The 21,829-nt window shown below is 69.8% G+C and carries 21 protein-coding genes; 8 read left to right on the forward strand and 13 right to left on the reverse strand.

The window, feature by feature from the left end; genetic code table 11:
* Nucleotides 1–2: 2 nt before the first annotated feature.
* On the reverse strand, nucleotides 3–482 hold the full coding sequence (locus tag ASG69_RS02940; RefSeq protein ID WP_056447338.1) for an SRPBCC family protein: 480 nt from the start codon (nucleotides 480–482) through the stop codon (nucleotides 3–5).
* Between the two features lie 173 nt (nucleotides 483–655).
* Here ASG69_RS02940 and ASG69_RS02945 point away from each other — a divergent pair, with 173 nt between their 5' ends.
* From ASG69_RS02945 to ASG69_RS02955, 3 genes are read left to right on the forward strand one after another with little or no spacing between them, the layout of a single operon-like run.
* Nucleotides 656–1,903 (forward strand): glycosyltransferase family 4 protein, encoded by a 1,248-nt coding sequence (locus tag ASG69_RS02945; protein ID WP_056447340.1) that lies wholly within the window; start codon nucleotides 656–658, stop codon nucleotides 1,901–1,903.
* Nucleotides 1,897–2,649, forward strand: coding sequence for a class I SAM-dependent methyltransferase (locus tag ASG69_RS02950; RefSeq protein ID WP_027503960.1), 753 nt, complete (start codon nucleotides 1,897–1,899; stop codon nucleotides 2,647–2,649). Before ASG69_RS02945 ends, ASG69_RS02950 begins: the two co-directional genes overlap by 7 nt.
* Complete coding sequence (locus ASG69_RS02955) at nucleotides 2,636–3,733, forward strand: prenyltransferase (protein ID WP_235578824.1); 1,098 nt, start codon at nucleotides 2,636–2,638, stop codon at nucleotides 3,731–3,733. Before ASG69_RS02950 ends, ASG69_RS02955 begins: the two co-directional genes overlap by 14 nt.
* On the opposite strand, the gene ASG69_RS02960 is transcribed toward ASG69_RS02955, so the two are convergent.
* Together ASG69_RS02960 and ASG69_RS02965 are read right to left on the reverse strand one after the other, a co-directional pair.
* On the reverse strand, nucleotides 3,709–4,353 hold the full coding sequence (locus ASG69_RS02960; RefSeq protein WP_056447609.1) for a class I SAM-dependent methyltransferase: 645 nt from the start codon (nucleotides 4,351–4,353) through the stop codon (nucleotides 3,709–3,711). The genes ASG69_RS02955 and ASG69_RS02960 overlap by 25 nt on opposite strands.
* 23 nt (nucleotides 4,354–4,376) lie before the next feature.
* A complete protein-coding gene (locus ASG69_RS02965) occupies nucleotides 4,377–5,762 on the reverse strand; it encodes an FAD-binding oxidoreductase (protein WP_056447342.1) in 1,386 nt (461 codons plus the stop codon).
* 138 nt (nucleotides 5,763–5,900) lie between these two features.
* Between ASG69_RS02965 and ASG69_RS02970 the strand changes: the two genes are divergently transcribed.
* Nucleotides 5,901–7,253: an MFS transporter gene (locus ASG69_RS02970; RefSeq protein ID WP_056447611.1), complete on the forward strand. Its 1,353-nt coding sequence runs from the start codon at nucleotides 5,901–5,903 to the stop codon at nucleotides 7,251–7,253.
* Between the two features lie 75 nt (nucleotides 7,254–7,328).
* Here ASG69_RS02970 and ASG69_RS02975 read toward each other — a convergent pair whose 3' ends face one another.
* The 7 genes from ASG69_RS02975 to ASG69_RS03005 all read right to left on the reverse strand — a co-directional run bounded on the left by ASG69_RS02975 (nucleotide 7,329) and on the right by ASG69_RS03005 (nucleotide 14,013).
* On the reverse strand, nucleotides 7,329–8,336 hold the full coding sequence (locus ASG69_RS02975) for a substrate-binding domain-containing protein (RefSeq protein WP_027503955.1): 1,008 nt from the start codon (nucleotides 8,334–8,336) through the stop codon (nucleotides 7,329–7,331).
* 170 nt (nucleotides 8,337–8,506) lie between these two features.
* Complete coding sequence (locus ASG69_RS02980; RefSeq protein WP_235578825.1) at nucleotides 8,507–9,916, reverse strand: class I adenylate-forming enzyme family protein; 1,410 nt, start codon at nucleotides 9,914–9,916, stop codon at nucleotides 8,507–8,509.
* A complete protein-coding gene (locus ASG69_RS02985) occupies nucleotides 9,913–10,530 on the reverse strand; it encodes an energy-coupling factor transporter transmembrane component T family protein (RefSeq protein ID WP_056447344.1) in 618 nt (205 codons plus the stop codon). The genes ASG69_RS02980 and ASG69_RS02985 overlap by 4 nt, the downstream gene beginning before the upstream one ends.
* Nucleotides 10,527–11,207 (reverse strand): energy-coupling factor ABC transporter ATP-binding protein, encoded by a 681-nt coding sequence (locus tag ASG69_RS02990; RefSeq protein WP_027503952.1) that lies wholly within the window; start codon nucleotides 11,205–11,207, stop codon nucleotides 10,527–10,529. The genes ASG69_RS02985 and ASG69_RS02990 overlap by 4 nt, the downstream gene beginning before the upstream one ends.
* Nucleotides 11,204–12,334, reverse strand: coding sequence for a thiolase family protein (locus ASG69_RS02995; RefSeq protein WP_056447346.1), 1,131 nt, complete (start codon nucleotides 12,332–12,334; stop codon nucleotides 11,204–11,206). The genes ASG69_RS02990 and ASG69_RS02995 overlap by 4 nt, the downstream gene beginning before the upstream one ends.
* Nucleotide 12,335: 1 nt before the next feature.
* Nucleotides 12,336–12,923, reverse strand: coding sequence for a biotin transporter BioY (locus tag ASG69_RS03000; RefSeq protein WP_037183888.1), 588 nt, complete (start codon nucleotides 12,921–12,923; stop codon nucleotides 12,336–12,338).
* Nucleotides 12,924–13,029: 106 nt separating this feature from the next.
* Nucleotides 13,030–14,013: an NAD-dependent epimerase/dehydratase family protein gene (locus ASG69_RS03005; RefSeq protein ID WP_056447348.1), complete on the reverse strand. Its 984-nt coding sequence runs from the start codon at nucleotides 14,011–14,013 to the stop codon at nucleotides 13,030–13,032.
* A 65-nt stretch (nucleotides 14,014–14,078) separates the two neighbouring features.
* On the opposite strand from ASG69_RS03005, the gene ASG69_RS03010 reads away from it, so the two are divergent.
* The gene (locus tag ASG69_RS03010; RefSeq protein ID WP_056447350.1) at nucleotides 14,079–15,200 is read left to right on the forward strand and encodes a class I SAM-dependent methyltransferase; all 1,122 of its coding nucleotides are present in this window, start codon (nucleotides 14,079–14,081) and stop codon (nucleotides 15,198–15,200) included.
* A 39-nt stretch (nucleotides 15,201–15,239) separates the two neighbouring features.
* Here ASG69_RS03010 and ASG69_RS03015 read toward each other — a convergent pair whose 3' ends face one another.
* Nucleotides 15,240–15,695, reverse strand: coding sequence for a hypothetical protein (locus ASG69_RS03015; protein ID WP_056447352.1), 456 nt, complete (start codon nucleotides 15,693–15,695; stop codon nucleotides 15,240–15,242).
* A 200-nt stretch (nucleotides 15,696–15,895) separates the two neighbouring features.
* Here ASG69_RS03015 and ASG69_RS03020 point away from each other — a divergent pair, with 200 nt between their 5' ends.
* Nucleotides 15,896–16,744, forward strand: coding sequence for a Bax inhibitor-1/YccA family protein (locus tag ASG69_RS03020; RefSeq protein WP_056447354.1), 849 nt, complete (start codon nucleotides 15,896–15,898; stop codon nucleotides 16,742–16,744).
* Nucleotides 16,745–16,823: 79 nt separating this feature from the next.
* Here the strand turns inward: ASG69_RS03020 and ASG69_RS03025 are convergent, their stop codons facing one another.
* Together ASG69_RS03025 and ASG69_RS03030 are read right to left on the reverse strand one after the other, a co-directional pair.
* Entirely contained in the window at nucleotides 16,824–18,041 is a 1,218-nt protein-coding gene (locus ASG69_RS03025; RefSeq protein ID WP_056447356.1) for an acetyl-CoA C-acetyltransferase, read from the reverse strand.
* Nucleotides 18,042–18,105: 64 nt separating this feature from the next.
* Nucleotides 18,106–19,080: an SGNH/GDSL hydrolase family protein gene (locus tag ASG69_RS03030; protein ID WP_051613045.1), complete on the reverse strand. Its 975-nt coding sequence runs from the start codon at nucleotides 19,078–19,080 to the stop codon at nucleotides 18,106–18,108.
* A gap of 118 nt (nucleotides 19,081–19,198) precedes the next feature.
* Between ASG69_RS03030 and ASG69_RS03035 the strand changes: the two genes are divergently transcribed.
* Nucleotides 19,199–20,584 (forward strand): cystathionine beta-synthase, encoded by a 1,386-nt coding sequence (locus tag ASG69_RS03035; RefSeq protein ID WP_027503945.1) that lies wholly within the window; start codon nucleotides 19,199–19,201, stop codon nucleotides 20,582–20,584.
* Between the two features lie 63 nt (nucleotides 20,585–20,647).
* Nucleotides 20,648–21,820 carry a cystathionine gamma-synthase gene (locus ASG69_RS03040; protein WP_056447615.1) on the forward strand — a complete coding sequence of 391 codons (1,173 nt, stop codon included), beginning with the start codon at nucleotides 20,648–20,650 and terminating at the stop codon, nucleotides 21,818–21,820.
* Nucleotides 21,821–21,829: the final 9 nt, after the last annotated feature.

A 21,829-nucleotide genomic window follows, 5' to 3' on the forward strand; every position in this document is an offset into this window, starting at 1 on the left:
GGTCAGCCCAGCAGATCGTCCAGGCGCTCGTAGCCCTCGCGCATGCCCTTCTCCATCCCGCTCGCCGCCATCGAGTCCCGCGCCTCCATCGTCGGGTACACCGAGTGGCCCTCCAGCCGGCAGCGGTCACCCAGGTCGACGAACGTGAGGAACTCGATGCTCACCACGTCGGGGAAGCCCTCGTACTCGAAGGTCTGCACGGCCAACTCGTCCGTCCGCACCGTGTGGAACACGCCGTGGAAGGCGTACTCCGCACCGCCGGGATCACGGTGGACGTAGCGGTACCGGCCACCGCTGCGGAAGTCGTACTCCTCGACCGACATCTCGTAGCCGGCGGGACCGAGCCAGCGGGCCACCAGCTCGGGCTCCGCGTGGGCCCGGAAGACCGCGGACACGGGTGCGTCGAACTCGCGCCGGACATCGATGAACGGCAGACCCGCCGGTGAGTGGATGTGCAGAGCCCTGTCGCCGGTTCCGGTCATCGTGGTCTCCTCGATCTCGGGTGGCGGGGACGTCCAGTGTGAATCAGTGCTGGTGGTCGGTCGTGTGGATTCGAGAAGAACGGAAGGTGGTAGACACATCGGGACATGATCGCCGGTTCCACCGCGGCGAGGGTGTCTGCCATCACACTGCCGCGACAGCTCGGGGGACCCACGTGCGTATCGCTCTGCTGTCCTACCGGAGCAAGCCCCACGTCGGCGGTCAGGGTGTCTACGTCGCGCGTCTGAGTCGAGCGCTGGTGGACGAGGGGCACGAGGTCGAGGTGTTCTCCGGTCAGCCCTATCCCGATCTCGACCCGCGGGTGCGGCTCACGCGAGTACCGAGCCTCGACCTCTATCGAGACGACGATCCGTTCCGCACCCCGCGGCCCTCCGAGATCCGAGACCTGGTCGACGTGTCCGAGGTGCTGACCATGTGGACGGCCGGGTTCCCGGAGCCCCGCACGTTCGGGGCGCGCGCCGCTCGTCTGCTGCGCGCGCGAGCCGACGAGTTCGACGTGGTGCACGACAACCAGTCGCTGAGCTACGGATTGCTGCGCATCCCGTTGCCGCTCGTGGCCACCATTCATCACCCCATCACCCGCGACCGTGCCCTCGACCTCGCGGCGGCGCCGTGGCGACGACGGATCACCGTGCGGCGCTGGTACGGCTTCCTCACCATGCAGCGGCGGGTGGCGCGCCGGATCCCGCGGTTGCTGACCGTGTCCCGCTCGTCCGCGGTGGACATCGTGGACGCGTTCGGGGTCGCTCCGGGTGCGGTGACGGTGGTCCCGCTCGGGGTCGACACCACCGTGTTCACCCCCGGCGCGGCGCCGCGAGTTCCCGGCCGCATCGTCGCCGTCGCGAGTGCCGACGTCGCCCTCAAGGGTGTGCGGCACCTTCTCGAGGCGGTCGCGAAGATGCGCACCGAGCGGGATGTCGAACTCGAACTGGTGTCGAAGGTGGACCCCGCAGGGCCGACCCGGACGTTGATCGACGATCTCGGTATCGACGACATCGTGCGGACGCGGAGCGGTCTCGACGACGCCGAACTGGCGCGCGTGCTGGCGTCGGCCGACGTGGCCTGCGTGCCGTCGCTGTACGAGGGCTTCTCGCTCCCGACCATCGAGGCCATGGCCTGCGCGACCCCCCTCGTGGTGAGCCGCACCGGGGCGATCCCCGAGGTCGTGGGGCCCGACGGGCTCTGCGCCGATCTGGTGCCTCCCGGTGACAGCGACGCCCTGGCGCGGGCCCTGATGCGCGCGCTGGACGACGAGCCCCGCCGACGCGCCATGGGCGAGCGCGGGCGGGAACGGGCCACGCAGACCTACGGCTGGCCGGCGGTGGCCGCCGCGACCGTCGCGGAGTACGAGAAGGCGATCGCCGATCGCCGTGGACGAGGGAATCGAGAGACGACATGCTGACGATGGACTTCGACCGACTCGGCTTCGGTGCGGGCGATCGCGTCATCGACATCGGGTGCGGCCAGGGGCGCCACTCCTACGAGTTGTACCGCCGCGGGGCCCATGTCACCGCCTTCGACCAGAACGCGGACGAACTCGACGAGGTCAAGGTCATGTTCGGCGCGATGGCCGAGGAGAAGCAGGTACCGGAGTCCGCCACGGCGGAGACGGTCGTCGGCGACGCGTTGTCCCTGCCGTTCCCGGACGAGTGGTTCGACGGGGTGATCGTGTCCGAGATGCTCGAGCACGTGCCGGACGACGCGTCGGCCATCGCCGAGATCGCGCGCGTGGTGCGCCCCGGCGGCACGGTGGCGGTGAGTGTCCCGCGCTGGTTGCCCGAGCGGGTCTGCTGGTCCCTCTCCGACGAGTACCACGCGAACGAGGGTGGCCACGTCCGGATCTACCGTGCGAGTGAGTTGGCGGCGTCGCTCACCGCGGCCGGCCTCGAGGTCACGCACACCCACCACGCGCACGCACTGCACGCTCCGTACTGGTGGCTCAAGTGCGCGGTCGGGGTGCGGAACGACGATCACCCGCTGGTGCGCGGCTATCACTCGATGCTGGTGTGGGACATGATGAAGGCCCCGCGCACCACCCGAGTGCTCGAGCAGGTCCTGAATCCCGTCATCGGCAAGTCCGTGGTGATCTACCTGCGCAAGCCGGAGACCGGGATCGGCGGACCGGGGGCCGGACGTGGCGCTCACTGATCACGTGACGCCGTCGGTTCCCGGAATCCTGTCCGCCGAGCAGTGTCTCGCCAGTGCGCGCAGCATCGCCGCCGTCCAGGTCCGGTCTGGGGCGATTCCGTGGTCCGAGGGCGGGCACCTCGACCCGTGGGACCACGTCGAATCGGCCATGGCGCTCAGCGCCGCGGGCCTCGTCGAGGAGGCCGACGCCGCCTACGAGTGGTCGCGGCGCACGCAGCGCAGCGACGGCACCTGGCCGATCCGGCTGCGCGGCGACGTCGTGGAGGACGCCGGCGCCGACACCAACTTCTGCGCGTACATCGCGGTGGGAGTGTGGCACCACTTCCTCGTCACCGGCGACGACAACTTCGCCCTGGCCCTGTGGCCCACCGTGCGCCGCGCCGTCGACTTCGTCCTCGGTCTGCAGACCGAACGCGGCGAGATCGCCTGGGCCGCAGGGCCGAACGGATCGCGTGCCGAGGCCCTGCTCACCGGGAACGCCAGCATCCACCACAGTCTGCGGTGCGCGCTGGCACTCGCGGCGTACATCGGCGACCCGCAGCCGGACTGGGAGGTCGCCGTCGGCCGGCTGGGTCACGTTCTGCGGCATCACCTCTCGGCTTTCACGCCGAAGCCGTCGTACTCCATGGACTGGTACTACCCGATCCTGGGCGGCGCCGTGCGCGGCCCGGCGGCCGGGCGGCGCATCGACGACCGGTGGTCGGACTTCGTCGTGGACGGGCTCGGTATCCGCTGTGTCGACGATCGGCCTTGGGTCACCGGTGCCGAGACGTGTGAACTGGTCCTGACTCTCGACGCGATGGACCGGGTCGACGTGGCCACGGACCTGCTCGGAAACATGCAGCACCTGCGGGAGGACGACGGGTCGTACTGGACCGGGCTGGTCTACGCGGACGGCAAGCGGTGGCCCGTCGAGAGGACGACGTGGACCACCGGAGCCATGATCCTGGCGGCCGACGCCCTGTCCCGGTCCAGTGCCGGATCCGGAATCTTCCGAGGAGACGATCTGCCCGTCGGACTCTCCGGTGCGCATCGCAGCTGCGGCTGCGCGGGGGAGTTCTACCCGGCGAGCGTGCCCGGCTGACCCGAGGTCCGCACCAGGACGCGCAGTGAGCCGATCACGCGGTTCTCGGTGAACATGCCGCTGTCGAGGGCGCGCCGGTAGATGCGGTACGGGGCCTGCCCGCCGTCCGCCGGATCCGGGAACACGTCGTGGATGAGCAGGGCGCCTCCGACCGCGACCCACGGTGCCCACCCCTGGAAATCGACGGTGGCCGCCTCGTCGGTGTGACCCCCGTCGATGAACAACACGTCGACAGGGTGCTTCCACAGTGCGGCGACGTCGCCGGAACGGCCGACGACGGCGACGACGACGTCCTCGAGGCCCGCCCCCGCCAGGGTGCGCCGGAATCGTCCGAGAGTGTCCAACGCACCGGTGGCGGGGTCGACGAGCGTGGCGTCGTGGTACTCCCAGCCGACCTGGTGCTCCTCGGATCCGTGGTGGTGGTCGACGGTGACCACACGGCCGCCCGTGGCGCGTGCCGCGGCGCCGAGGTACACGGTCGACTTGCCGCAGTAGGTGCCGATCTCCACCACCACGCCGTCGCCCAGGAACTCGGCGGTGGCGTCGAAGAGTGCGAGTCCCTCGTCGACGGGCATGAATCCTGTTGCTGCTTCCGCGAACTCGCGCAGGTCGGCGGGCATGACGGGACGTGCGGGGGTGTCGGTCACACGGGCGAGCCTAGCTGGTCGAACACCTTGCCCGGGTTGAGGATGCCCTGCGGATCGAGTGCTCCCTTGACCGCGCGGTGCATGGCGAGGACCACCGGATCGAGCTCCTGGACGAGTCCGTGCATCTTGAGCAGGCCGACACCGTGCTCGCCGGTGACCGTGCCACCGAGGGCGAGCGCGGCGTCGATGATCTCGGCGAACGCTGCCTGCGAGCGAGTTCGGGCGGCGTCGTCGCCCGGGGGTGTGATGAGCAGGGGATGCAGGTTGCCGTCGCCGGCGTGGGCGATGTTGGCGATGACGACGTCGTGGGCGATGCCGATCTTCTCGATCCGCGAGAGCATGTCCGGGACATGCCGTTTGGGGACGCACACGTCCTCGGTGAGCACCGGGCCGAGTCGTTCCATGGCCGGGTAGGCCAGGCGCCGCGCCGCGAAGAGCGCGTCCGCCTCCTCCTGATCGGTGGACACCGCAGACCAGGTGGCACCGCCCTCGTCGAAGCAGGCGAGCATCTTCTCCGCCTCCTGGTCACCGATCTGCCCGGGGGTGTCCACGCGGCCGAGCAGCACCACCTCGGCGTCGACGGACAGTCCCATGTTCTTCCACGCGTCCACCGCGAGGAGGCACTGTTTGTCCACCAGTTCCAGAGCGGAGGGAGTGAGCCCGGCAGCGGCGACGGCGGCGACCGCTCGGCCCGCGTCGACGATCGAGTCGAAGTAGCCGGCTACGGTGCGTTGCGGGTCCTGCAAGGGGCGCAGCTTCACGGTGATCTCGGTGATGACGCCGAGCGTTCCCTCGGAGCCGACCATCAGTCCGGCGAGGTCGTACCCCGCGACGCCCTTCGCGGTGCGTCGGCCGAGTCGAACCTTCTCACCGGTACCCGTGACCACCTCCATGCCCATGACGTAGTCGCGGGTCACGCCGTACTTGACGCAGCACAGGCCGCCGGCGTTGGTGGCGACGTTGCCGCCGATGGTCGACCACGGCGAACTCGCCGGATCCGGGGGATACCACAGGCCGACCTCCGCGACGGCAGCGCGCAGATCGTCGTTGACCACACCCGGCTGCACGACGGCGTACCGCTCGAGGTGATCGATCTCGGTGATCGCGGTCATGCGGTCGAGAGCGAGGACGATGCACCCCGCGGTGGCGTTCGCACCCCCGGAGAGCCCTGTTCCGGCGCCGCGGGTCACGACGGCGGTGCCGTGAGCGAGGCACGCCCGTACCGTCGCCTGGACCTCGTCGGCCGTGGCGGGACGCACCACCGCGAGAGGGGTCGCGGACGGTGCCCACTCGGCCTCGTCGTGCTGGAAGGACGCCATGACGTCGGGATCGACCACCACCCGATCGGCGGGGAGTACGGCGAGCAGGGCATCGACGATCATCGGTCGAGCGTAGCGCCGGGCGACCGCCCGCCCGCCGGATCCCGCCCCCCTCTTCGGAGGGTGGTGGGAGTGGTTCAGGTCACATACGTTCCTCCCGAGTCCGACGATTCGGACGATCCTCACCTCGGATGGAGAACCATGACCACAGTTTCGCCGGACGACGCGACGGCGCGCGCCACCTCGGCACCACCCGTCGCGGCACCGCCCGCCACGAGCGTCCGCAAGGTGGCCGTCGCCAGCGGCATCGGAACGACCATCGAGTTCTACGACTTCTTCATCTACGGCACCGCGGCCGCGCTGGTGTTCCCGACGGTGTTCTTCCCGGCACTGGGATCGACGGCCGGCACCGTCGCCTCGTTCGCCACCTTCGCCGTCGCCTTCGTCGCGCGTCCCGCGGGAGCCGTGCTGTTCGGTCACTTCGGCGACCGCATCGGCCGCAAGAAGACGCTGATCTCGACGCTGCTGCTGATGGGTGTCTCCACCTTCGTCATCGGGCTGCTCCCCGGTGCCGCGACCATCGGCGTCGCCGCACCGATCATCCTGGTGGTGCTGCGGTTCGGGCAGGGGTTCGCCGTCGGCGGCGAATGGGCGGGAGCGACGCTGCTGACCGCCGAGTACGCACCGGCGAAGCGGCGCGGCTTCTACGGCATGTTCCCGCAGCTCGGTCCGGCCGCCGCCTTCATCCTCTCCAGCGCGACGTTCCTGGTGACCGGCGCCGTGTTCGGCGACACCAACGACACGTTCCTGAACTACGGGTGGCGAATCCCGTTCCTCTTCAGCGCCGTGCTGGTGCTGATCGGTCTCTACATGCGCCTGGCGATCGAGGAGACGCCGGTGTTCAAGGCCGATCAGGCCGCCGCCGCGACCACGCCGTCCGCTCCCACCCGGCTCCCGGTGCTCGAGGCGTGGCACGTGCAGAAGCGCGAGGTGCTGCTCGCGGCCGGTGCGCTGGCGTCGCTGTTCTCGCTGTTCTACATGGGCACCGCGTATCTCACGAGCTACGGCACGAAGACCCTCGGCTTCGACCGGCCGTTCGTGCTGTGGACCGGCATCGTCGGTGCGGTGATCTTCGGCATCACCATCGCGCTGTCGGCGACGTTCTCGGATCGGGTGGGTCGGCGCCGCGTCATCATGGTGTCCTGCGCGGTGGCCGTTCCCTGGTCGCTCGCCCTGTTCCCGATCCTCGACACGGGATCGAGTACGGCGTACGTGATCGCGATGTGCGTGACCCTGTCCATCTTCGGTATCGCCTACGGCCCCACCGGTGCGCTGCTCCCGGAGCTGTTCCGGACCCGGTTCCGCTACACCGGTGCCGGTCTCGGCTACAACCTGGCGGGCGTGCTCGGCGGTGCGATCCCGCCGCTGCTGGCGGCTCCGTTGACGGCGCAGTTCGGCAGCATCGCCGTGGGCGTCATGCTGGCGCTCCTGTCGGTGCTCAGTCTGATCTGCACGCGAGCACTGGTGGAGACGAAGAACAACGACCTGACCTGACCCCACGACGACGAATCCGGTGCAGAGATCCGCGGTGAACGCGGATCTCTGCACCGGATCTCGTGTGCGTGGAGGCTAGCGAGTGCCGCCCTTGGCGTACTCGGCGATCGCGTCGATGTTCGTCGAGTCGATGAAGGCCGGGCCGGTCAGAACGGGCGTGCCGCCACCGATGGTGTTGCCGTTGTTCAGGTACAGCCACAGCGAGTCGACGGCCAGGTAGCCCTGGAGGTAGGGCTGCTGATCGACGGCCCACGCGACGTCGCCGCTCTGGATGGCCTCGACGAGTGCGGCGTTGGTGTCGAAGGTGACCACCGTGGCCTCGGAGTTGGCGTTCGCCTTGGACTGCACCGCGGTCAGCGCGATGGGAGCGCCCAGGGCGACGATGTGGTCGATGGTCGGATCCTGCTGCAGCTTGGCCGTGATGGTGGCCTCGACGGACGGCATGTCCTTGCTGTTGACGTTCAGGATCTCGGTGGAACCGCCGGTGAAGCCCTGCGTCACACCCGCGCAACGGGATTCGAGGGCGACCTGGCCCTGCTCCTGGATGATGCAGAGGGTCTTCTTCGCACCCTCGGTGGTCAGACGCGCACCGACGGCCTGGCCGGCGATGGTCTCGTCCTGGCCGAAGTACTGCTGGACGCCCTGGTCCTTCCACGCGTCGTAGCCGGAGTTGAAGGCGACGACCGGGATGCCGGCGGCCGTGGCGGCCTCGACGGCGGGTGCCATGGCGTCGGGCTTGGCCAGTGTGACCGCGATGCCGTCGACGTCGGAGTCGATGGCGCTCTGCACCAGGTTGGCCTGGTTCGGTGCCTCGGGATCGGCCGAGTAGCGCAGCTCGATGTTGTCCTTGGCCGCAGCCGCCTCGGCGCCCTTGCGGATGAGGTCCCAGAACGTGTCACCGGGAACCTCGTGCGTGATCATCGCGATCGTGGCGCGCGGGGTGTCGGCCGTGCCGGCGTTGCCGCCGCCGTCACCGGAGGACTCCGGTGCGCCGCCCGAACTGGAGCAGCCCGCTGCCAGGCTGACGCTCAGTGCCACGCCGAGAGCGACAGCAGTGCCCCGACGGGTGAAATGACGTGTCATTCGGTCTCTTTCTCGAACGCCGACGAGAGAACAACGCGGCGACATACTGGGTACGACTGGAATGGATCGAGCCGGTGACCTGTTCGGTCGCGGCCCGACATATGTGTAATCCACATCACAAGGGAAGTCAATAGTTTGTTCGGACAATACGTCCGCAGCACAGCGAGCCGTCAGGCTCCAGGCCCGGTCGCGATCATCGCCAGGACGGCAGGGCGGTCGAGCTTGCCGCGGGCCGTGCGGGGGAGCGCGGGCACCGTGACCACGCGAGTGGGCATCGCCGGTGCCTCGAGGTGCGCCCGCAGATGACGCCGCAGAGCGGTGCGGTCGACCGGCTCCGAGACCGTGATCGCCGCGACCGGGACGTGCCCCATCCTCGGATCCGGCTCGCCCACACACGCCGCGTCGAGCACGCCGGGAAACCCCCGCAGGGCGGTCTCCACATCGAGTGGCTCCACCTTGAGGCCGCCGCGCACGATGGTGTCGGAACTGCGGCCCGCGAGAAACAGCCACCCGCCGCGGATCTCGCCCCGATCGCCCACGCTCGTCCACCCGTTCACGGGCCCGTCGGACGGTTCCGCGTGATCGGGGTGGGTCAGGTATCCGTCGAACAGCATGTCGCTGTGCACGCTGACGACGCCGTAAACGGTTCTCGTGCGGACTCCCGAGACGAGCCGCCCGGCGGAGCCGTCGGGAACCGGTTCGGTGGAGGAGTCCACGGCCACCAACGACAGTTCCGAGGCTCCGTAGAAGTGCACGAGCCGAGCGCCGGGAACGCGAGCGGACAGGGCGTCGCGACCGGAGCGGGGCCAGAAAGCACCGGAGGACAACACTTCTCGGACCTGCGCCAGCCCGGGTCGGGTGGACACGGCGATGTCGTGTGCGAGGGTGGGCACGGTGTAGACGTGCGTCGGGTCGACATCTCCCGCGGAGGACCACGACTCGAGGGGTCGTAGGTCCACGGCAGCACCTCGCGTGAGCGCGTGCACCAGTCCGTAGAGGAAGTGGGTGTGGTCCAGGACGCCCGGTGCGGCCACCCGGGAGTGCCGGTCCACGGTGAACTCCTCGTCGGACCGATCGAGCGTGCGCGACCACGATCGCCGCGAGCGGACGAAGAGCTTGGGAGTGCCCGACGTGCCGGAGGTCAACCCCGCCAACAGTTCTCCGGCCTCGTCCGGTGCCGGGAGGGGGACCGCGGGTGCGGCGGCGAGGTCGTCGGGCGAGGTGAGCGTGCCGGTGACGCCGAGTCGACGCAGCCGGGTCCGCCCGCGCTCCGTGGCGATCACCGCAGCGGGGCGACCGATCTCGAGAACCGATGCGAGGTGGTCGGGAAGCAGGTGGCGGTGCAGGAGGACGAGCGAGCAACCTGCACGGATCGCGCCGAGAACCGTGACGACGGAACCGAGATCGGACGCCGGGAGTACGGCCACTCGCTTCGCACCGAGCAGGCGTGCGGCGACGCGTCCCGACCGATCCCACATCTCACGATAGGTGAGACTGCCGTCCGCGGCGACGACCGCGAGCGAGTCCGGACGGTCCCGGGCGCGACGACCGATGCGCTCGTCGATCGAGTCCGCGATCACGCGTCATCGTCCCGGTCGTCGTCCACACCGCGGGCGACGAGACTGTCTCCCAGCGCATCCGCGGTCCGCAGCGCGCGGACCACCACGGGTGTCGCCAGCGCGGTCATCGACCACTGCAGTCCGCGGGCCTTCCGTGCGTCGGAGACCTCGTGCACGATGCCGGTGAGGACGGGGACGAGCCGGATCGTCAGTGCCAGCAGCAGTCCGATGCGGTCGGGGTCGACGCCGAAGCGCCGCAACGGTTCCAGGACCTTGCCGCACACGTCGAGCATCGCGGTCACCCGGGTGGTGAGGGTGACCAGACTCGCCGCGGCCACCGTGACGACGAGAATCCCGCACACGACCACGGCGCGGGCCGGGGTCGTGATGATCACCTGGAACACCGCGATGATCGCGATCATCCAGAAGAGCGGCCGGATCTGCGCGAGTGCGGTCCGCGGGCCGATGCCCCCGATCCCGAAGAGAACGGCGACCACGCCGGCAGCGACCGCGACGTCGACCGGTCGGCGAACGAGGGCGATGACCGCGATGACGCCGACCATGAGCAGCAGAAGCTTCCACCCGGCCGGAAGTCGGTGCAGGAGCGAGTGACCGGGTCGGTAGAGGCCGATCATTCGAGCAGCGCCTCGTACGCGGGCAGGGCGTCGGCGGGCCGTCCGTCGTGGGCGACCCGAGCGTCGTGGATCACGATGACGCGATCGAAGTTCGTCAGGAGATCGAGGTGATGTGTCACCACGACGACCTGCTGCTCGAGAGTGTCGAACACCGCGCCGACCTTGCGGGAGTTGCGGAGATCGAGAAGCGTGGTGGGTTCGTCGGCCACCAGGACCTCGGGTCGGCGGATCAGCACTGCGCCGATCGCAAGCATCTGTTTCTGTCCGCCGGACAACAGGTGCGCGGGATGATCGGCGTGACCGGCCAGCCCGAAACGGTCGAGCATGTCGGCGACGCGGTCCGCCACCTCGTCCTTCGACGCTCCGGTGCGGCGCAGCGAGAACGCCAGATCTTCGGCGACGGTCGGCATCACGATCTGGTTGTCCGGGTCCGTGAACACGAACCCGACCTTCCGTCGCACCTGGCCACCCTTGCGCGCGACGTTCAGACCGTCGACGGTGACGGTGCCGGAACTCGGCGACACCAGACCGTTGATCATGCGGGCCAGGGTCGACTTCCCGGAGCCGTTGGATCCGACGATGCCGACGCGGTGTTCGGTGATCTCGAGATCGATGTCGCGCAGCACGGGCCGATCGCCGTATCCGTGCGAGACGTGATCGAACCGGATCACGCTCATGCTCCGACTCGTTCCACGAGCATGGCGATGCCCTGACCACCGCCGATGGCGCACACCACAAGACCGAGAGCGGGGGAGTCGGTCGTGGCCATCTGCTCAGCCAACCGGACGAGGAGAATCGCTCCGGAGGCGCCCCACGGGTGTCCGAGCGCGATGGCCCCTCCGTGCGGGCACACGATGTCCGGATCGATGCCCAGCCGGTCGACGGCCGCCAGGGCCACCGAGGCGAAGGCCTCGGTGATCTCGACGATCCCGACGTCGGACAGGTCCACTCCGCAGCGGTCGAGGACGGCGCGGACCGCGGGCACGGGGGACAGTCCGGGGAGCGCGGGATCCGTCCCGGCGACGGCCGAGCCGAGTACCCGCAGGGCAGGGCCGTCGGCCCGGTCCGCGGTCGTCACGGCGAGCACGGCCGCGCCGTCGGAGATGCCGCACGAGTTGCCCGCGGTGGCGGTGCCGTCGGGGGAGAACGCCGGACGCAGCCTGCTCAGACGCGCCGTGGTGAGTCCGCTGCGCACCCGCTCGTCCCGATCGATCCCGGCGACGGTGACGATCTCCGCCGAGAAGTCCGTCTGCGAGGCGAGTCGGTGCGAGCGTTCGGCGTACGCGTCCTGTTGCTCCCGGTCGATGCCGAGCGTGCGGGCGAGATCGTCCGCGGCCGTGCCCATGTCGGGGTCGGGTTGACCGCGCGGGGTGAACGGTGCGCGCGTGTACCGCTGCGGACCCCCGTCGCCGACCGGGGCGTGGAAACGCCACGGCGCCGTGCTCGCCGATTCGACTCCCCCCGCGAGAATCAGGGCGTCGTCACCCGCGCGGACACGGGACGAGGCCAGGGCCACGGCGTCGAGGCCCGAGCCGCACTGGCGGTCGACCGTCACGCCAGGGACGTGGTGACCGAGACCGGCCTGCAGCGCGGCGACCCGAGCGAGGTCGCCGCCGGGACCGAGGCAGTTGCCCAGGACGACGTCGTCGATGCGGCCGAAATGGTGCACCCGGCGAGCGACGTCGGCGAGGACGGGTGCCGCGAGGTCGGCGGCCGTCAGGTCGGCGAACGCATGCCCCGCCGTGCCGATCGCCGTCCGCCGTCCCGCCAGCAGGATCGGATCGCGCGGGGACGAGCGCACCATGTCAGGCGGCGGACCCGACGGTCGCGCGACGCCGCGGCGCGACGAGACCGGGGTAGGCGCGGTGCACGCCCTTCGCGACGACGGTCGCGACGACGACCTTGACCGCGTCGCCGGGAACGTAGGCGCCCGTGGACGCGATGGCCGCCCCTACGCCGAGGTCGGTGCGCAGCAGGAGGCCGAGGACGCCGAAGACGTAGATGACGGCGATGCCGCCCACGGCGTTGACGAGCAGACCGGCCCACAGCGGGTAGGACGGGACGATCAGCCGCGTGAGCGCGCCGATGACGAAGGCGCCCACGACCCATCCGACGAGGTACCCGACGCTGGGGGCCGCGAAGACGCCGAGACCGCCGCGTCCGCCGGCGAGCAACGGGAGGCCGATCGCGACGAGTGCGAGCAGGACCAGTACCGCGGCCGCACCCTTGCGGGCGCCGAGAACCGCGCCCGCGGCGATGACGCCGAGGGTCTGCAGGGTGATGGGCACACCGCTGATGCCGACCGTGATGGAGCCGGGAAGGCCGAGTGCCGCGATCAGTGCCGCGAAGACGGCGACCTGAGCGAGGTCACGAGCCGAGAAACGAGGGGACACGGTCGGGACTCCTGTGCGTGGCGTGAGCGAGGACCACTTGAACGGTGTTCAAGTGCGCGGAGTCACGCTAGTGGGGTGCTCGTACCCGGTGCAACTCCCCGTCGTGTCACAGCGACGCGACGAGGGCGTTCAGGGTGGCGGAGCTGCTGTGCGCGGGATGCCACCCGAGGTCGCGCTTGGCCTTCGAGGTGTCCATGACGACGGACGTCCGTCCCACGTGCACCCACTCCACCATCGACGGGACGAACGGGAGGGTGCGGATCACCGCCGACGCCGCAGACCCGAGGAGGGACGGCACCCGCACCGGGAAGGCGCCCAGCGCGGCCGCCACCTGCGACAGGGACACCACCCCGTCGCCCGCGATGTTGTACGGGCCGGGAGGTGCGTCCGTGGTCGCGGCGAGCGCGATGGCCGTCGCCACGTCGTCGTGGTGCACCAGTTGCAGCGGGTGTCCCGGGTCGGGGAACACCGGACGCACCGCGCCGACCACGGCCCCCAGTGGTGCGGGGAGTTGGGCCGCGATCGAGCGCCACGGCATGGAGTCGGCCAGGGCGGGCGCTTTCGGGCCGGCGACGATGCAGGGCCGCAGGACGTACACCTCGAGATCCGATCCCGTGGTGACCTCGTCGAGGACCTCCTCGAGTTCGGCCTTCTGCTCGGAGTAGTAGTGCTCCTTCGATCCGCGCGTCGGCGTGTCCTCGGTCAGCGGCACCCGGTTGTCCGAGTGATAGCCGTACGCGGCGACGGACGAGGTGTAGACGAGCCGTGTCGGCCGCGCGGCGGCCACCGTCGCCTCGAAGACGGTGCGAGTCCCGGCCAGGTTGATCCGTGAACTCTCGGCACGCGATCCCATGATGAGGAAGGCGAGGTGCACCACGACATCCGCCTCGGCGACGAAGACGTCCACCGCCTCACGATCGAGTATGTCGCCCTGCCGGTACTCCGTCTTGGTCCAGCCGTGCTCGTCCACGTCGAACGGTCGTCGCGCCATGCCGAGGATGCGGTCCACGGCCGGATCGCGCTCGAGCGCGTCCACCGCCGACATGCCGATCTCGCCGGTCGGACCGGTCACTGCCACTGTGAGTCCCATGGGTCGATGATGCCCGCTGACGTCGGGATTCAAGCAAGGTTCGGTGGGAGTGAGAGACTGCGACGATGCAGGATCCGGACCATGTTCTCGGCGCGCTCCGTCGCTCACCCGATGTCGAGGCGCCCAATCTCCACGCCGTCGACGCCTCCGACCGGTTGATCCTGGCCGAGGCCGCGGAGTCGACCTCCACCGCCGAGCCCGGGTCGGTCGCGGTGATCGGCGACCGGTACGGCGCGCTGACCCTCGGGACCGCCGCCGCGCACGGCCTCACCGGCATTCGCGTGCACCAGGATCCCCTCACCTCCGAGCTCGCGCTGGCCCGCAACGCCGGCGCGCTCGGCCTCGGCGACGTCTACACGAACCACGCGTTGGATCGAGAGTTGCTCGACGGTGCGACCGTGGTGCTGCTGCAGCTTCCCCGCGCCCTCGCCGAGCTCACCGAGATCGCCGAAGCCGTTGCCCGCTGGGCGGATCCGTCGGTCCGCGTCATCTCGGCGGGTCGACTCAAACACATGAGTCGGTCGATGAACGACGTGCTCGCCGCGAACTTCACCGACGTGGCGGCCACCCGCGCGGCGCAGAAGTCCCGCGGGTTGGTGGCGACCGGGCCGCTGCCTCGCGAGAGCGCGACGTACCCCGTGTCGACCGTCCTCGCCGATCTGGACCTCACCGTGGTCGCCCACGGTGCCGTCTTCTCCGGGGACCGGCTGGACATCGGCACCCGGTACCTGTGCACGTTCCTCGACCGGATGTCGCACGACGCGCGCCGCATCGTCGATCTGGGGTGCGGGACCGGCATTCTCGCGGTCCTCGCCGCGCGCCTGCGGCCGGACGCGGAGGTGGTCGTCACAGACCGCTCGGCCGCGGCGGTGGCCTCGGCGGCGGCCACGGCGGAGGCGTCCGGCGTGTGGGTCACGGCGCGTCGGGACGACGCCATGGCGTCGGAGGCGCCCGCGAGCGCCGACGTGATCCTGTGCAATCCACCGTTCCACGAGAACGCGGCCGTGCACACCGGGGGAGCGGAGAAACTGTTCGCGGCCGCGCGGACCGTCCTGCGCCCCGGCGGCGAACTGTGGGCGGTGCACAACTCACACCTGCGGTTCCGCTCCATGCTCGCGCGCATGGTCGGGCCGACGGAGGTGATGGGCCGCAACGACAAATTCACCGTCACCCGGTCGATCAGGTGACGGTGAATGTGTCGGCCGCACAAGTCAGGCGGACGTGACTCAGTCGAAGTAGGAGCCCGCGTCCTCGGGGGTACCGTCGATCTGGCCGCGGTGCGTCGCGGAGTTCTCCACCACGACTCCGTCCACCACGTCCGCGTCCTTCACGGCGGCGCCGTCGGTGCCGTCGTCCTCCGTGGCGTCCGCGATGTAGTCGTTCTCGTCGTCGCTGTCGACGACTCGGTCCACCAGTTCCTCGGTCAGATCGTCGTCTGGTGTCGCCGCCACGGGGACGTCGAGTTCCTCCTCGAGCGGGACGTCCGGCACTTCCTCGGCCAGCTTCTGGTCGAGGCTCTCACCCTCCCGCGCCTCGCGTTCGGTGGTGCCGAACTTGTCGGCCTCGGTCCACGAGTCCGGCGGGGTGACCACGTCGTCGACGTCGTCCGTGCCTCGGATCTCGTCCGAGTCGAGACTCTCACTCTGGTCCAGCGTGTCTCCGGGTCCGTCTTCGATGCTCATGAGGGAGAAGGTGCCCGGATCGCCCGAGCGACAAACGTGAGCGGACAAACGTGCGCCGACCGTGTGTACTGATGCGGTACTGCGCTGGGGGAACGGCGACGTCCGCCCGGTACAGTCCGTTTTGTCCGATGGGAACTTTTCCGTCGCATCCGAACGTTGAGAGATACACAGGCTCCATCACACGAAAGGGATGAGACACGGTGCGCACTTCCAGCAACCCGGTGTTCCGCAATCTGCCCAAGCAGGCGGGAGGCGGATATGCCTCCTTCGGTTCGGCCGCCGCCGGTGCCGGTGCGGTCACCCAGCAGTACGGCTCCCCGCAGGGACAGCCGCAGCCGTACCAGACCGGTTCGCAGCAGCGTGCGATGACGATCGACGACGTCGTCACCAAGACGGCCACCACCCTCGGTGTCCTCACGGTGTTCGCCATCGCGTCCTACGTGCTCGCGAGCAACAACCCCGGCCTGGCCCCGATGTTCGTCATCGGCGGCGGACTCATCGGCTTCGTCCTCGTCCTCGTGGCGACGTTCGGCCGCAAGATGGACAGCGCGCCCCTGGTGCTCGCGTACGCGGCCTTCGAGGGCGTGTTCCTCGGTGCCCTGTCGCTCATGTTCACCGACATCAGCTTCGGCGGCGTCGGCGGCAGTGCGCTCATCGCCCAGGCCGTGCTCGGCACCTTCGGCGTCTTCTTCGGCATGCTCGTCGTCTACAAGACCGGCGCCATCCGTGTCACGCCGCGCCTCACCCGCATGGTCGTCGGCGCCCTCATCGGTGTCGTCGTGCTCATGCTCGGCAACCTGGTCGCCAGCTTCTTCACCCCCGGCGGGCTCGGACTGCGTGACGGCGGCACCGTCGCCATCATCTTCAGCCTCGTCTGCATCGGCATCGCCGCGTTCAGCTTCCTGCTCGACTTCGACTCCGCCGACCAGCTGATCCGTGCCCAGGCACCGGAGAAGGCTGCCTGGGGCGTCGCGCTCGGTCTGACCATCACCCTGGTCTGGCTGTACGTCGAAATCCTGCGACTGCTGAGCTACTTCAACAACGACTAGTTCCAGCAGTAGTCGTCACAGCCGACAGCCCCCGTCCTCCTCTCGGAGGGCGGGGGCTGTTCGCTGTGTACGGGACGACTCAGCTGAGGCGTTCGAGCACCATGGCCATGCCCTGTCCGCCGCCGACGCACATGGTCTCGAGACCGAACTGCTTGTCGTGGGCGCGCAGGTTGTTGAGCAGGGTCGCGGTGATGCGGGCACCGGTCATGCCGAAGGGGTGGCCGAGGGCGATGGCGCCGCCGGAGACGTTGAGCTTGTCCTCGTCGATCTTCAGTTCCCGGGCGGAGCCGATCACCTGGACGGCGAAGGCTTCGTTGATCTCGACCAGGTCGATGTCGTCGATGGTCTTGCCGGCGAGCGCGAGCGCCTTCTTCGAGGCCTCGATGGGGCCGAGGCCCATGATCTCGGGCGAGAGGCCCGAGACGCCGGTGGCCACGACGCGGGCGAGCGGGGTCAGCCCGAGCTCCTTGGCCTTGGTGTCGGACATGATCACCAGTGCCGCGGCGCCGTCGTTCAGCGGGCAGGCGTTGCCGGCGGTGATGGTGCCGTCCGGGCGGAAGACCGGCTTGAGCTGCGAGATCTTCTCGTAGGTGGTGCCGGCGCGGGGGCCGTCGTCGGTGCTGACGACGGTGCCGTCGGGCAGCGTGACCGGGGTGATCTCGTTCTCGAAGTGGCCCTTGGCGATGGCTTCCTCGGCGCGGTTCTGGCTGCGGACGCCCCAGTGGTCCTGCTCCTCACGGCTGATGCCGGTGAGCTGGGCGACGTTCTCTGCGGTCTGGCCCATCGCGATGTACGCGTCGGGGAGGTTGCCGTTCTCGCGGGGGTCGGACCAGGTCTGGCCACCCTCGGCGATCTTCTCGGTGCGGGCCTGGGCGTCGGCGTAGATGGGGTTCTGGGTGTCCGGGTAGGAGTCGGAGTTGCCCTTGACGAAGCGGGAGACGGTCTCGACTCCGGCGGAGATGAACACGTCGCCCTCGCCGGCCTTGATGGCGTGCAGTGCCATGCGGGTGGTCTGCAGCGACGAGGAGCAGTAGCGGGTGATGGTGGTGCCGGGGAGGAAGTCGTAGCCGAGCTGGATGGCGACGTTGCGGCCGATGTTGAAGCCCTGCTCGCCGCCGGGCAGACCGCACCCCATGAGGAGGTCGTCGATCATGGTGGGGTCGAGGGCGGGCACCTTGTCGAGGGCTGCCTTGACCATCTGCGCTGCGAGGTCGTCGGGACGCATGCTCACGAGCGACCCCTTCATCGCGCGCCCGATGGGCGAACGGGCCACGGACACGATCACTGCTTCTGGCATGGGAGGACTCCTGGGGTTGGCGACGATATGACTGGAGGGTAACTCTCGTCCGGTCTGCCCCCGGTCACTGCAGGGCGTCTCGCGGCCGTAGCCGCGACACGTGGCGGTTGGCCGAGGCGGTGAGGCGGGAGACGAGGCGACGCTGCTCGGCGACGTCCGACACCGTGGGCAGCGTCGGCAGGGGGCCGCCCGCCCATTCGCCCAGCGCGGCCGCCAGCACGGGCAGGATCTGCTGGGCAGCGAGTTCGTATCCGGCCGCGGACGGATGGAAACGGTCGGCCGAGAACATCCGCTCCGGTGCCGCGAGGAACTCCGGGGCGAGCAGATCCGCCAGCGCGACGGGGTGGCCGCCGGCGGCGAGAGTCGCCGACGTCTGAGCCCGCGCGAGTCGGTGGCCCCACGTCCGCACGACAGCGCGGAGCGGCTGCGGGATGGCGGTGACGACACCGAGATCCGGGCACGTTCCGACGACCACGACGGTGCCCTCCGCCCGCAGGCGACGCACCGCGGTACGCAGACGCTCGGCCGAGGCCGCCACCGCATGCTTCTTGGTGACGTCGTTGGCGCCGATGAAGACGACCGCAGCGTCGGGCCGGTCGTGGTGGGCGACCAGCATCGCATCGACCTGACCCTCGAGTCCCTTGGATGTCGCGCCGGGAATGGCCTTGGTGCTCAACCGGATCCGCTTCCCGCTCTCGTCGGCGAGACCCCGCGCGATCAGCACGCCCGGCACCTCGTCCGCGACGACGCAGCCCATGCCGGCCGCCGTCGAGTCGCCGAAGATCATCAGGTGCAGGTCGGACTGCACGCCGGGGCGCCACCGCTGCGGGACGCGCGCACCCGGGGCGTACACACCGTCGGCCTCGGGCGGCCGGTCCGTGCTGCGGCCGATCACGGTCCGGGCAGCGGCCGCCTGCGCCAGCAGGTGCCGGTACGCGGCCCAGGACAGCGTTCCCGCGCCGGATCCCGCGACGACGGTGGCGGCTCCCGCCACCGCTGCCTGTCGCCACCCACCGCGACCCGAGCCGCCCTGCTGCATCGCACCTCCGTTCACCTGTCCGATTCTAGGTGCGCCGACGGTGGTGCCGTGCAGTGCGATCGCCGCAGCGCGACGAGGCTCGGTGGGTGTCCGGCCGGACATCTGGGAGGATGGACGCATGCGCATTGCAAACAGCGTCGTCGACCTCATCGGCAACACCCCGCTGGTGAAGCTGAACACCGTCGTCGCCCCCGGGTCCGCACTCCTCGCCGCCAAGGTGGAGTACCTCAATCCCGGTGGCAGTTCGAAGGACCGCATCGCCGTCAAGATGATCGAGGCGGCCGAGGCGTCCGGTGAACTGAAGCCCGGCGGCACCATCGTCGAGCCCACCTCCGGCAACACCGGAGTCGGCCTGGCCCTCGTCGCACAGCAGCGCGGCTACAAGTGCGTCTTCGTGTGCCCCGACAAGGTCGGCGAGGACAAGCGCAACGTCCTACGTGCCTACGGCGCGCAGGTCGTCGTGTGCCCCACCGCGGTCGCCCCCGAGGATCCGGACAGCTACTACAGCGTCTCGGACCGCCTCGTGCGCGAGATCGACGGTGCCTGGAAGCCCAACCAGTACGCCAATCCGGGTGGTCCGCAGAGCCACTACGAGACCACCGGACCCGAGATCTGGAACGACACGGACGGCAAGATCACGCACTTCGTCGCCGGCGTCGGTACCGGCGGCACCATCACCGGAACCGGTCGCTACCTCAAGGAGATGTCGGGCGGTGCGGTGAAGATCATCGGTGCCGATCCCGAGGGTTCCGTCTACTCGGGCGGGACCGGCCGGCCGTACCTCGTCGAGGGCGTGGGCGAGGACTTCTGGCCCAGCGCGTACGACCCGTCGATCCCGGACGAGATCATCGCCGTGTCCGACGCCGACTCGTTCGAGATGACGCGTCGCCTGGCCCGCGAGGAAGGCCTGCTGGTCGGCGGATCCTGCGGTATGGCCATGGTCGCCGCGCTGCAGGTGGCCGAGCGCGAGGGCCCGGACGCCCTCGTCGTCGTCCTGCTGCCCGACGGTGGTCGCGGCTACCTCGGCAAGATCTTCAACGACAAGTGGATGAGCTCCTACGGCTTCCTGCGCACCCGGCTCGACGGCGGCACCGCCGAGCCCACCGTCGGTGACGTGCTGCGCGGCAAGTCCGGCGCACTGCCCGACCTCGTGCACACGCACCCGTCCGAGACGCTGCGCGACGCCATCGAGATCCTGCGCGAGTACGGCGTCTCCCAGATGCCGGTCGTCGGCGCCGAGCCGCCGGTCATGGCGGGCGAGGTCGCGGGCAGTGTCAGCGAGCGCGATCTGCTCAGTGCCGTGTTCGAGGGCCGGGCGAACCTGTCCGACGCCGTGAAGACGCACATGAGTGCGCCGTTCCCGCTCATCGGCGCCGGTGAGCCGGTCTCGGCCGCGACGAAGACGCTCGGCGACACCGACGCCGTCATGGTCGTCGACGACGGCAAGCCGGTCGGCGTCATCACCCGCCACGATCTCCTCGGATTCGTCACCACCGCGTCCTGACACACGGAACTACTGACCTATCCCGACCGGCCTCCGGCCTGCCCGCTCGTTAGGCTGGTGCGCATGAGTGAGCAGCGCAGCAAGTCCGACACGACGTCCTGGCAGGGGTTCTCCACTCGCGCGGTGCACGCCGGGTACGAGCCCGACCCGCTGACCGGTGCGGTCAACGTCCCGATCTACGCGAGCTCCACCTTCGCCCAGGACGGCGTGGGTGGTATGCGCAGCGGGTTCGAGTACGCCCGCACCGGCAACCCGACCCGGCGTCCGCTCGAGGCCAACCTGGCAGCCCTCGAGAACGGCCACTACGGTCGCGCGTTCTCCTCGGGCATGGCCGCGACGGACGCCCTCCTGCGGGCGTCGCTGCGCCCGGGCGACCACCTCGTGATCCCGAACGACGCGTACGGCGGCACCTTCCGGCTCATCGACAAGGTGTTCACCCAGTGGGGCATCGAGTACTCGGTGGCCGCGGTGTCGGACGTCGACGCCGTGCGCGAGGCCATTCGCCCCAACACGAAGCTGGTCTGGGTCGAGACGCCCACCAATCCGCTGCTCAACGTCGGCGACATCGAGGCTCTGTCGGGCGTCGCACACGAGGCGGGCGCGAAGATCGTCGTCGACAACACGTTCGCGTCGCCGTACCTGCAGCAGCCCCTCACGCTCGGAGCCGACGTGGTGCTGCACTCGACGACGAAGTACATCGGTGGACACTCCGACGTGGTCGGCGGCGCCCTCGTGTGCAACGACGAGGAACTGGACGCGTCGTTCGCCTTCCTGCAGAACGGCGCCGGCGGTGTTCCCGGACCGTTCGACGCGTTCCTCACGCTGCGCGGCATCAAGACGCTCGCCCTGCGCATGGAGCGGCACAGCGACAACGCCGAGAAGATCGTCGAGTTGCTGACGGGTCACCCTGCCGTCTCCTCGGTCATCTACCCGGGATCCGAGAGCCACCCGTCCCACGCCGTCGCCGCGAAGCAGATGCGTCGGTTCGGCGGCATGGTGTCGGTCCGTCTGAAGGGTGGCCGCCAGGCCGCGCTCGACCTGTGCGCCCGCACCGAGATCTTCACGCTCGCGGAGTCGCTCGGCGGCGTCGAGTCGCTCATCGAGCACCCCGGAGCGATGACCCACGCCTCCACCGCCGGCTCGCTTCTCGAGGTGCCGGACGACCTGGTGCGCCTGTCTGTCGGCATCGAGGACGCCGCCGACCTGGTGGGAGACATAGAACAGGCGCTCGCCTAGGAGCATTCG

Source organism: Rhodococcus sp. Leaf225, assembly GCF_001426145.1.
Taxonomy (GTDB): Bacteria; Actinomycetota; Actinomycetes; order Mycobacteriales; family Mycobacteriaceae; genus Rhodococcoides.

Excerpts from the sequence above, each read along its gene's own strand:
- ASG69_RS02940 (WP_056447338.1), bottom strand. The coding sequence starts at position 482 with ATGACCGGAACCGGCGACAGGGCTCTGCACATCCACTCACCGGCGGGT.
- ASG69_RS02950 (WP_027503960.1), top strand. The coding sequence starts at position 1,897 with ATGCTGACGATGGACTTCGACCGACTCGGCTTCGGTGCGGGCGATCGC.
- ASG69_RS02960 (WP_056447609.1), bottom strand. The coding sequence starts at position 4,353 with ATGCCCGCCGACCTGCGCGAGTTCGCGGAAGCAGCAACAGGATTCATG.
- ASG69_RS02965 (WP_056447342.1), bottom strand. The coding sequence starts at position 5,762 with ATGATCGTCGATGCCCTGCTCGCCGTACTCCCCGCCGATCGGGTGGTG.
- ASG69_RS02970 (WP_056447611.1), top strand. The coding sequence starts at position 5,901 with ATGACCACAGTTTCGCCGGACGACGCGACGGCGCGCGCCACCTCGGCA.
- ASG69_RS02975 (WP_027503955.1), bottom strand. The coding sequence starts at position 8,336 with ATGACACGTCATTTCACCCGTCGGGGCACTGCTGTCGCTCTCGGCGTG.
- ASG69_RS02985 (WP_056447344.1), bottom strand. The coding sequence starts at position 10,530 with ATGATCGGCCTCTACCGACCCGGTCACTCGCTCCTGCACCGACTTCCG.
- ASG69_RS02990 (WP_027503952.1), bottom strand. The coding sequence starts at position 11,207 with ATGAGCGTGATCCGGTTCGATCACGTCTCGCACGGATACGGCGATCGG.
- ASG69_RS02995 (WP_056447346.1), bottom strand. The coding sequence starts at position 12,334 with ATGGTGCGCTCGTCCCCGCGCGATCCGATCCTGCTGGCGGGACGGCGG.
- ASG69_RS03005 (WP_056447348.1), bottom strand. The coding sequence starts at position 14,013 with ATGGGACTCACAGTGGCAGTGACCGGTCCGACCGGCGAGATCGGCATG.
- ASG69_RS03010 (WP_056447350.1), top strand. The coding sequence starts at position 14,079 with ATGCAGGATCCGGACCATGTTCTCGGCGCGCTCCGTCGCTCACCCGAT.
- ASG69_RS03015 (WP_056447352.1), bottom strand. The coding sequence starts at position 15,695 with ATGAGCATCGAAGACGGACCCGGAGACACGCTGGACCAGAGTGAGAGT.
- ASG69_RS03025 (WP_056447356.1), bottom strand. The coding sequence starts at position 18,041 with ATGCCAGAAGCAGTGATCGTGTCCGTGGCCCGTTCGCCCATCGGGCGC.
- ASG69_RS03030 (WP_051613045.1), bottom strand. The coding sequence starts at position 19,080 with ATGCAGCAGGGCGGCTCGGGTCGCGGTGGGTGGCGACAGGCAGCGGTG.
- ASG69_RS03035 (WP_027503945.1), top strand. The coding sequence starts at position 19,199 with ATGCGCATTGCAAACAGCGTCGTCGACCTCATCGGCAACACCCCGCTG.
- ASG69_RS03040 (WP_056447615.1), top strand. The coding sequence starts at position 20,648 with ATGAGTGAGCAGCGCAGCAAGTCCGACACGACGTCCTGGCAGGGGTTC.